The sequence below is a fragment of the Streptomyces sp. SID1328 genome, from assembly GCF_009865595.1.
Lineage (GTDB): Bacteria > Actinomycetota > Actinomycetes > Streptomycetales > Streptomycetaceae > Streptomyces > Streptomyces griseoluteus.
In genome coordinates this window covers 1-8,637 of sequence record NZ_WWKH01000859.1, presented here as the reverse complement: position 1 = coordinate 8,637, position 8,637 = coordinate 1, and the positions used below count along the sequence as shown (strand labels likewise).

Here is an 8,637-nt window from a genome sequence, read left to right as displayed (position 1 = left end):
GGGGGTCGCCGTACTGGGGGCGGAGTGGGTCATGGGTGGTCCCTTCCGTGGGGGCGGAGGGCTCGGTGGAGGGGGTCGGGGTGTCGGCGGGGGCTGCTTGATCGTGCGGCTGCTACGGGAACGGAGGGCCGGATGGAGCCGACGGGACGCCGTCGAGGAACGCCGAAGTCGGGGCGGAAGACACCTGGCCGCTCACGGGCGCGGAGGGATCCGGGCGGGCGGCGGCTGTCCTGAGGAAGGGCAGGGAGGTTTCGGCGTAGTGGGGGCCCGCGTGGGAGTGGCGGGGTAGTTCGACCACGGTGAGGGCGCTGTAGCCGGTGGCGGCCAGGGCCGACAGGACTGCGGGGAAGTCGATCTCGCCGTCTCCGAAGGGCAGGTGTTCGTGGTGGCCGCGCCGCATGTCCTCGATCTGGACGTGGCGCAGCCAGGGGGCGGCGGCGCGGACGCAGTCGGCGGGTGGGAGGGGCTCGAGGCACTGGCAGTGGCCCAGGTCGAGGGTGAGGCCGAGGTGGGTGGGGTCGCCGAGGGCGTGGCGCAGGTGGTGGAAGTCGGCGAGGGTGGCGAGGAGGTGGCCGGGTTCGGGCTCGACGGCCAGGGGGATGTCGGCTGCGGTCGCGGCTTCAAGGACGGGGGCCAGTGCCTCGGCCAGTCGGTTCCAGGCCGTTGCCTCATCAGTGCCGGGGGGCAAGGTGCCGCTGAAGCAGTGCACCGCGTGGGCGCCCAGGTCGGCGGCCACCCGTACGGCTCGGAGCAGCAGGTCGGCGCGGCGGGACCGGTCGGCGGGGTCGGGGTCGAGGAGGGAGGGGCCGTGTTTGCGGCGGGGGTCGAGGACGTAGCGGGCGCCGGTTTCCACGGTGACCTCCAGGCCGAGTGCGGCCAGACGGCGGCCGACCTGGCGGGTGCGTGCCGCGAGGTCCGGGGCCAGGGGGTCCAGGTGCATGTGGTCGAGGGTGAGGCCGACGCCGTCGTAGCCGAGGTCGGCGAGGAGGGCGAGGGCGTCGTCCAGGCGGAGGTCGGCCAGGCCGTTGGTGCCGTAGCCGAAGCGGAGGCGTGCGGGGCCGGGCTGCTCGGCTGTCTCGGGCGCGGGCGTCATGTCACGCTCACCTTCTTGGCGAACCGGGCGGCCAGGGGCGCCAGAGCTGCGGTGATCAGCGCGCCGACCGGCGCGCCGGCGCGGGCGGAGAGCGCGGCCTGGAGCGGGATGGTGGCTCGGATACCGCCGCCGACGGCCTTCTGGGTGAGCGGGGGTGAGGGATTGAGGGCGGCGTGGAGGTATGGGCGGCCGGCAGTCGCGGCGTAGGCAACGGCGAGGGCTGCGCGCAGAGGGTGAGCCACTTCATGTCCGTAGGCGCTCAACTGCCGTGCATCTAATGGAACTTGAACGCCGCTGGACCTGCGGCCCAAGCCAAGTACCAGGGCGCCTGTAGCGGCCAGTGCCGTCAGGGCGGTGAGCGGAGAGCCGCCCTGGGTCTCGTGGCGGGAGACCGTGGTCACGGCCAGAGTGTGGGTGCCGAGGAGGGCGGCGGAGGAGAGTGCGGGGCGGACGCGGCCGGAGACGGTGGCGGCGCCGAGCAGGAGGTCCAGGGCGCGGGCCGTCGCCATGGCGGCGGGGCCTGCCGGGGTGCGTTTGAGGCCCAGGTCGTAGGCCCATACCGTCGCGGCGAGTGGGGCGGCTACGGTGAGTGCCGGGCGGCCGGCCCGGGCAGCGAGGGCAAGGCCGGTGGCAGTCAGGGCGCCGGCCGCGGTGAGGGCGGCGGTGGGGCGGATGCGGCCCGAGGGCACGGGGCGGTGGGGGCGTTCGGCGGCGTCCTCGGCGCGGTCGGCCCAGTCGTTGAGGGCCATGCCCGCCTCGTAGAGGCAGAGGGAGGAGGCGATGGCCCACAGGGTGTGAGGGCCAGGGCGGCCAGGAACCGTGGCCGCTCCCGCCAGGACGTCCCCGGGGACGGTGAACAGAGCTGGCAGGCGCAGGAGTTCGGCCCACGCGGAGACACCCCCGCGCCCCTCCCCCGTCATCGCGCCTCCCCCACCCGCAGCCGAGCCGCGAGGTCGCCCAGTGCCGCGTACTGCTCCGCCAGCCCCGCAGCCCCCTCCCCCACCGGGTCCTTGAAGTAGAACCCCAGCTCACCCACCGCACCCGAGACCCCCGCCTCCCGTGCCCGGAGCATCAGCCGGGCCAGGTCGAGCACCAGCGGTGCCGCGAGGGCCGAGTCGCAGCCCTGCCAGATGGTCTGGAGGACCATGCGGGTGCCGAGGAAGCCGTCGAAGGCGATGTGGTCCCAGGCGGTCTTCCAGTCCCCGAGGGCGGGGACGTCGTCGATGTGGACCTGGCCCTGGACCGGGGTGCCGAGGGTGTCGGCGAGGACGCGTTCCTTGCCCGCGCTCTTGGCGGCGGCCGCTGCCGGGTCGGCCAGGGCCGCGCCGTCGCCGCCGCCGAGCAGGTTGGTACCGGACCAGGCCCGGACGGCGAGGGCGCGTTGGGTGAACATCGGGCCGAGTACCGAGCGCAGCAGGGTCTGGCCGGTCTTGCCGTCCCGGCCGGCGTACGGCAGGCGGCTCCGTGCCAGGGGGGCGGCGAGGGACGGGTGGCGGAGGCCGGTGGAGGGAGTGAAGTTGACGTAGGGACAGCCGGCGCGGAGGGCGGCGGCCGCGTAGAGCGAGCTGGGCGGGAGGGTGTCCCCCTCGGGGGCAGGCTCGGTGGAGGCCACGTTGACGACGACCGTTCCGGCAGGGGCCCGCCGTGCGGTGAAGTCGCGGATGTCGGCCGCGAACGCCTCGATCAGCTCTTCCTCGTCGCGGTCGTCGTGGCGGAGCGGGCCACCGGGGACGATCTCGGAGTCGGCGGCGGTGAGTTCGGCGGCCACCGCGGAGGGGAGGCCGTGTGGGAGGACGCCGCCCGCGGCGAGTTCCTCGGCTCGTTTCGGCAGCGGGCAGTCCAGCGTGTCGTGGCCGCCGAAGACGAGGGAGGACAGTTCCGGCAGTCCGCAGTCGGCGAAGAGGGGTGTCTCCGTGAGCACGCCGAAGGGTGGATGCAGGCCGGCCGACATCGCGGCGCAGCCCGCGACCACGGTGGTCGCCACCGAGCCTCGGGCGCCGATGAGCCACACGCCGGCGGGACGGGACGTAGACATGGTCGGCCTCCTTGTAGGCGTACTGAGCACGGACGGGAGACGGCGGGCGGGGCTACGGCGTGCCCCGCCCGCCGTCGCTTCAGCGCCCCCGCGCCGGCAGTTCCTTGATCCGGACGTCGCGGAACGACACCTGGTCGCCGGCACCGTGGTTCTGGATGCCGATGTGGCCGTCCCGCAGGCTGCGGGCGGGGTCGGTGTTGGTGAAGTCGTTCACCGGGACACCGTTGAGCCAGATCCGCAGACGCTCACCCTCGACGCGGATCTCATAGGTGTTCCACTCCCCCGGCGGGTTCAGCGCGCGGTCCCGTGCCGCCAGGTCGGCGGACTGGAAGCCGTACACCGAGCCGGTGGTCTTCTCCGGGACGTCGGTGGCGTCGATCTGGACCTCGTAGCCGTTGTCCACGGCGGACCAGGGGTCGTCGGAGGGCGGGAAACCGACGAACACGCCCGAGTTGCCGTCCCCGGTGATCTTCCAGTCGAGCTTCAGGGAGTACGACGAGAAGCCCGAGGCGGCGTACCAGAGCAGGCCCATGCCGCCGGACGAGGTGAGCGTGCCGTCGGCGGACAGCGTGAAGGAGCCCAGTCCCGCCTGCCGCCAGCCCTCCAGCGAGGTGCCGTCGAAGAGGCGGCGGTAGCCGTTCTCCGGGCGGCAGTCGGCCTGGGCGGCGCCGGTGGCCCAGCGGAGGCCGCCCAGCAGGTGGGCGCGGAAGGCGGGGTCGGCGTAGGAATCGCGGGTGTGACCGCCTCCGGTGTAGAAGGCGCGGCCGCCCTGGTAGCTCTGGCACCAGGCGATCGGGTGGTCGCCGTTCATGGTGCCGCCGCTGTAGGAGGACTCGTCCAGCGAGGCCAGGACGTGGGCCCGTTCGCGCGGATTGGAGCGGTAGTTGTACCACTCGTCGGTGCGTTCCCACCGGGCGGGCAGGGCGGCGGTCGAGGGGTGGGCGTGGTCCTCGACCACGACCGTGGCGGGCTGGATCGCCGGGTGCGAGTCGAACCAGGCTCCGGCGAGGCCGCCGTAGAACGGCCAGTCGTACTCGGTGTCGGCGGCCGCGTGGACGCCGACGTAGCCGCCGCCCTGGCGGATGTAGCCCTCGAAGGCGCGCTGCTGGGCGGGGTTGAGGACGTCGCCGGTGGTGGAGAGGAAGACGACGGCGTCGTAGCGGCGCAGGTTGCGGGTGGTGAAGGCGGTGGCGTCCTCGGTGGCGTCGACCGTGAGACCGTCCGTCGCGCCGAGCTGCTGTACGGCCGCGATGCCGTCTGGGATGGAGTCGTGGCGGAAGCCCGCGGTCTTGGAGAAGACCAGGACCCGTCCGGTCTCGGTGGGCTTCGCGGCGGCCGGGCCGGTGACGCAGCCGAGCAGCAGTGCGGCTCCCAGGGCGGTGGTGGTGAGCAGGCGTGTGGTGCGCATGGGGTGCCCTCCGCTCAGCCGGTGGTGAAGGTGAAGTCGTCCACGTCGAAGAGGGCCCCGGTGCCGCCCTTGAAGACGAGGAAGAGTGTGGTCGTGGCCTTCGGCGCGCGGGACAGGCCGGCGCTGACGTCCTGGAAGGTCTCCCAGCCGCCGGTCACCGGCACGGTGGCCTTGCCGAGCAGGGTGCCCTTGGCCGATCCGGCCCGGATCTCCAGGGTGCCGCCGGCGCCGCCGGAGGAGACGCGTGCGGTGATCTTCTTGGCGTTGCCCAGCGCGTAGGGGGTGAAGGAGATCCAGTCGCCGGAGTGGATGTCGCCGACGGTCTTGCCGCCGTGGGCGGTGTCCTTGGGCTGGAGGGTGACGCCGGAGGAGTCGGTGTAGTGCTCGGCCTGACGGTGGCGGGGCTGGGTGACGTTCTGGTCGTGGGAGGTGAGCGCGGCCTGGCCGCCCCCTCCGTTGTCGGTGTACTCGGCGTCGAACACGCCGAAGATGTCCTCGTTCTCGTCGTGTCCGCCGTCGGCGCTGGTCTGGATGGTGCCGGAGCAGCCCTTGGCGGAGGTCAGCGGGTGGCCGTGGGTGTCGTGGCCGAGGATGAAGTGGACGGTGACCTTGGAGCAGTCGATGTTCTGACCGTCCTCGGGGTCGGTGACCCCGACCGTGAAGGGGACCGCGTCCCCGAAGCTGAACAGCTGACCGTCCTGCGGGAGTCGGAGGGTCACGGTGGGCGCGGTGTTGCCGACGACGACGCGTACGGCGGCGCTGCCGGTGCGGCCTGAGGGGTCCTTGGCGGTCAGGGTGGCGGTGTAGGTGCCGTTCTGCCGGTAGGTGTGCGTGGGGTTGGCGGTGGTGGAGCTGGTGCCGTCGCCGAAGTCCCAGTGGTGGGTGAGGGTGTCGCCGTCCTGGTCGGTGGTGCCGGCCGAGGAGAAGCGGACCTTCAGCGCGGCCTGCCCGGAGGTCTTGTCGGCGGCGGCCCTGGCCACGGGCGAGTGTCCGTCGGTGGCGTTCTCGATGCGGTACAGGGCGGAGTTGTCGTCGCCGCCGAACCAGGCCGTGCCGTAGTCCAGGACGTACAGCGCGCCGTCGGGGCCGAAGGCCATGTCCATCACCTGGGTGCCGGTCCAGGGGAAGGCGTTGATCGACTGCACGGCGCCGTCCGCGCCGGTCTCGATGCGCTTGATCCAGCGGCGGCCGAACTCACCGGCGAAGAAGTCGCCGTCGTACGCCTCGGGGAACTTCACGGGCGAGTCGAGGGCGGGGTCGTAGTGGTAGACGGGGCCGCCCATCGGGGACTCGGAGCCGTCGCCGAACTCCGGCACGGACGCGCCGTCGTAGGGCAGCCAGGCCGCCTGGGCCGGGGGCAGGTCGGTGAGGCCGGTGTTGTGCGGGGAGTCGTTCTTGGGGGCGCTGCAGTCGAAGGCCGCGCCGGAAGCCTTGGTGGCGAAGTCGTAGTCGACGTAGGCGTCGTTCTTGCCGGTGCAGTAGGGCCAGCCGAAGTTGCCGGGGCCGGTGACGCGGGCGAACTCGACCTGGCCGCCGGGGCCTCGGGCGGGGTCGGCGGCGCCGGCGTCGGGGCCGTAGTCGCCGACGTAGAGGACGCCGCTCTCCTTGTCGACGCTGAAGCGGAACGGGTTGCGGAAGCCCATGGCGTAGATCTCGGGGCGGGTCTTCGCGGTGCCGGGGGCGAAGAGGTTGCCGTCGGGGATGGTGTAGGAGCCGTCGTCCTGCACCTTGATGCGAAGGATCTTGCCGCGCAGGTCGTTGGTGTTGCCAGCGGTGCGCTGGGCATCGAAGGCCGGGTTGCGGTCGGCGCGTTCGTCGATGGGGGTGAAGCCGTCGGACTGGAAGGGGTTGGAGTCGTCGCCGGTCGACAGGTAGAGGTTGCCGTCCTTGTCGAAGTCGATGTCGCCGCCGACGTGGCAGCAGATGCCGCGCGAGGTCGGCACCTCCAGGATCTTCTTCTCGCTGGCGGCGTCCAGGGTGCCGTCGGTCTTCAGTACGAAGCGGGAGAGCCGGTTGACGCCGTCGAAGGGGGCGAAGTCGGCGGCGGTGCCGGTCTCGGGGGCGTCGCCGGGCGGGGTGTCCATCGGGGGCGCGTAGTAGAGGTAGACGAACCGGTTGTCGGTGAAGTGCGGGTCGACGCCGACGCCTTGGAGGCCCTCCTCGTCATGGGAGTAGACGGCGAGCTTGCCCGCGGTGCGGGTCGTGCCGGTGGCGTCGGTGAGGCGGAGTTCGCCGTCGCGGGAGGTGTGCAGGACGGAGCGGTCGGGCAGGACGGCGAGGCTCATGGGCTCGCCGACCTCCGCCTCGCCGCGGGCGAGGGTGACCTGCTGGAAGTCCTCGGCGGCGGCACCGTTCCGGTCGGCGGCGGCAGCGCCGGGGGCGGTGAGGGCGGGGGTGGCGCCGATGAGGAGCGCACCGCAGGCGAGGGCGAGAGCGGTGCGCAGGCGTGGCCGGCGGCTTGGAGTACCGGTGGGGCGGTCGTTCCCGTGCACGGATGCCTCCAGAAGAAGCGGGTTGTACGGGCGGGTGGGGGTGCGCCGGGATGCGCCGTCATCCCGGTGGGGAGAGTCAGGGACCAGTGGGGAGCGTCAGTCAGGAACCGTGGGGAGCGTCAGTGGCCGAAGGCCGCGTCGAAGGAGGCCGACGGCGGGTCGAAGTCGTACGCCTTGAGGCGGGCCAGGGCTTCGGGGGCGCCCTGGAGCCGGTCCATGCCGGCGTCCTCCCACTCGACGGAGACGGGACCCTGGTAGCCGATGGAGGCCAGCATCCGGAACACGTCCTCCCAGGGGACGTCGCCGTGTCCGGCCGAGACGAAGTCCCAGCCCCGGCGCGGGTCGCCCCACGGGAGGTGGGAGCCGAGCCGGCCGTTGCGGCCGTCCAGGCGCTTGCGGGCCTCCTTGCAGTCCACGTGGTAGATCCGGTCCCGGAAGTCCCACAGGAAGCCGACCGGGTCCAGGTCCTGCCACACGAAGTGGGAGGGGTCGAAGTTGAGTCCGAAGGCGGGCCGGTGTCCGACCGCCTCCAGGGCCCGTCGGGTCGTCCAGTAGTCGTAGGCGATCTCGCTGGGGTGGACCTCGTGCGCGAACCGCACGCCCTCGGCGTCGAAGACGTCCAGGATCGGGTTCCAGCGCTCGGCGAAGTCCTGGTAGCCCCGCTCGACCATCGTCTCGGGGGCGGGCGGGAACATGGCGACGAGGTGCCAGATGGCGGAGCCGGTGAAGCCGACGACGGTGTCCACACCGAAGGCGGCGGCCGCCCGGGCGGTGTCCGCGATCTCGGCCGCCGCCCGCTGCCGTACGCCCTCGGCGTCGCCGTCGCCCCAGATCCGGGGAGGCAGGATCGCCTGGTGGCGTTCGTCGATGATGGCGTCGCAGACGGCCTGGCCGACCAGATGGTTGGAGATGGCCCAGCACTTCAGGCCGTACTTGTCGAGGAGCTGATGGCGCGAGGCGAGATAGGACGGGTCCGCGAGCGCCTTGTCGACCTCGAAATGGTCGCCCCAGCAGGCGAGTTCGAGTCCGTCGTAGCCGAAGTCGCGGGCGAGGCGGCAGACCTCCTCCAACGGCAGGTCGGCCCACTGACCGGTGAACAGGGTGAACGTACGCGGCATCGGGCAGCCCTCCCGGGAGTTCAGACGATCGGGGTGTAGACGGAGTTCTTCGCGGCGCTCTCCTCCACGGCGGCGAGCACCCGCTGGACCTCCAGGCCATCGGCGAACGAGGGAACCGGCCTGCGGCCCTCGGCGATGGCGTGTACGAGGTCGCGGGCCTGGTGGACGAAGGTGTGCTCGTAGCCGAGGCCGTGGCCCGGCGGCCACCAGGCGTCCAGATAGGGATGGTCGGGCTCGGTCACGAGGATGCGGCGGAACCCCGCGTGCGCGCCGGGTTCGGTGCCGTCGTGGAAGGACAGCTCGTTGAGCCGCTCCAAGTCGAAGGCGAGGGAGCCTCGTTCTCCGTTCAGCTCGATCCGCAGGGCGTTCTTGCGGCCGGTGGCGTACCGCGTCGCCTCGAAGGAGGCCAGCGCGCCGGACACGAACCGGCCCGTGAACACGGCGGCGTCGTCCACCGTGACCGGCCCCGAGCCGCCCTCCGGGAGGGGCCG

General features: G+C 72.6%; 7 protein-coding genes. All 7 read right to left on the bottom strand.

The annotated features are described in order from the left end of the window. Positions 1-112: 112 nt before the first annotated feature. On the bottom strand, positions 113-1,093 hold the full coding sequence (locus GT030_RS27680) for a sugar phosphate isomerase/epimerase family protein (RefSeq protein WP_161203422.1): 981 nt from the start codon (positions 1,091-1,093) through the stop codon (positions 113-115). Beyond that, the gene (locus tag GT030_RS27675; protein ID WP_161203421.1) at positions 1,090-2,013 is read right to left on the bottom strand and encodes an SCO3242 family prenyltransferase; all 924 of its coding nucleotides are present in this window, start codon (positions 2,011-2,013) and stop codon (positions 1,090-1,092) included. Before GT030_RS27675 ends, GT030_RS27680 begins: the two co-directional genes overlap by 4 nt. After that, a complete protein-coding gene (locus GT030_RS27670; RefSeq protein WP_161203420.1) occupies positions 2,010-3,128 on the bottom strand; it encodes an inositol-3-phosphate synthase in 1,119 nt (372 codons plus the stop codon). Before GT030_RS27670 ends, GT030_RS27675 begins: the two co-directional genes overlap by 4 nt. 79 nt (positions 3,129-3,207) lie before the next feature. Further along, positions 3,208-4,536: a ThuA domain-containing protein gene (locus tag GT030_RS27665; RefSeq protein ID WP_161203419.1), complete on the bottom strand. Its 1,329-nt coding sequence runs from the start codon at positions 4,534-4,536 to the stop codon at positions 3,208-3,210. Positions 4,537-4,550: 14 nt separating this feature from the next. Continuing rightward, entirely contained in the window at positions 4,551-7,028 is a 2,478-nt protein-coding gene (locus tag GT030_RS27660; protein WP_161203418.1) for a PQQ-dependent sugar dehydrogenase, read from the bottom strand. A gap of 119 nt (positions 7,029-7,147) precedes the next feature. Continuing rightward, positions 7,148-8,146 carry a sugar phosphate isomerase/epimerase family protein gene (locus tag GT030_RS27655; protein WP_161203417.1) on the bottom strand — a complete coding sequence of 333 codons (999 nt, stop codon included), beginning with the start codon at positions 8,144-8,146 and terminating at the stop codon, positions 7,148-7,150. A gap of 20 nt (positions 8,147-8,166) precedes the next feature. Continuing rightward, positions 8,167-8,637: Gfo/Idh/MocA family oxidoreductase (locus GT030_RS27650; RefSeq protein ID WP_237522854.1), on the bottom strand; the 471-nt coding region annotated here is incomplete at its 5' end.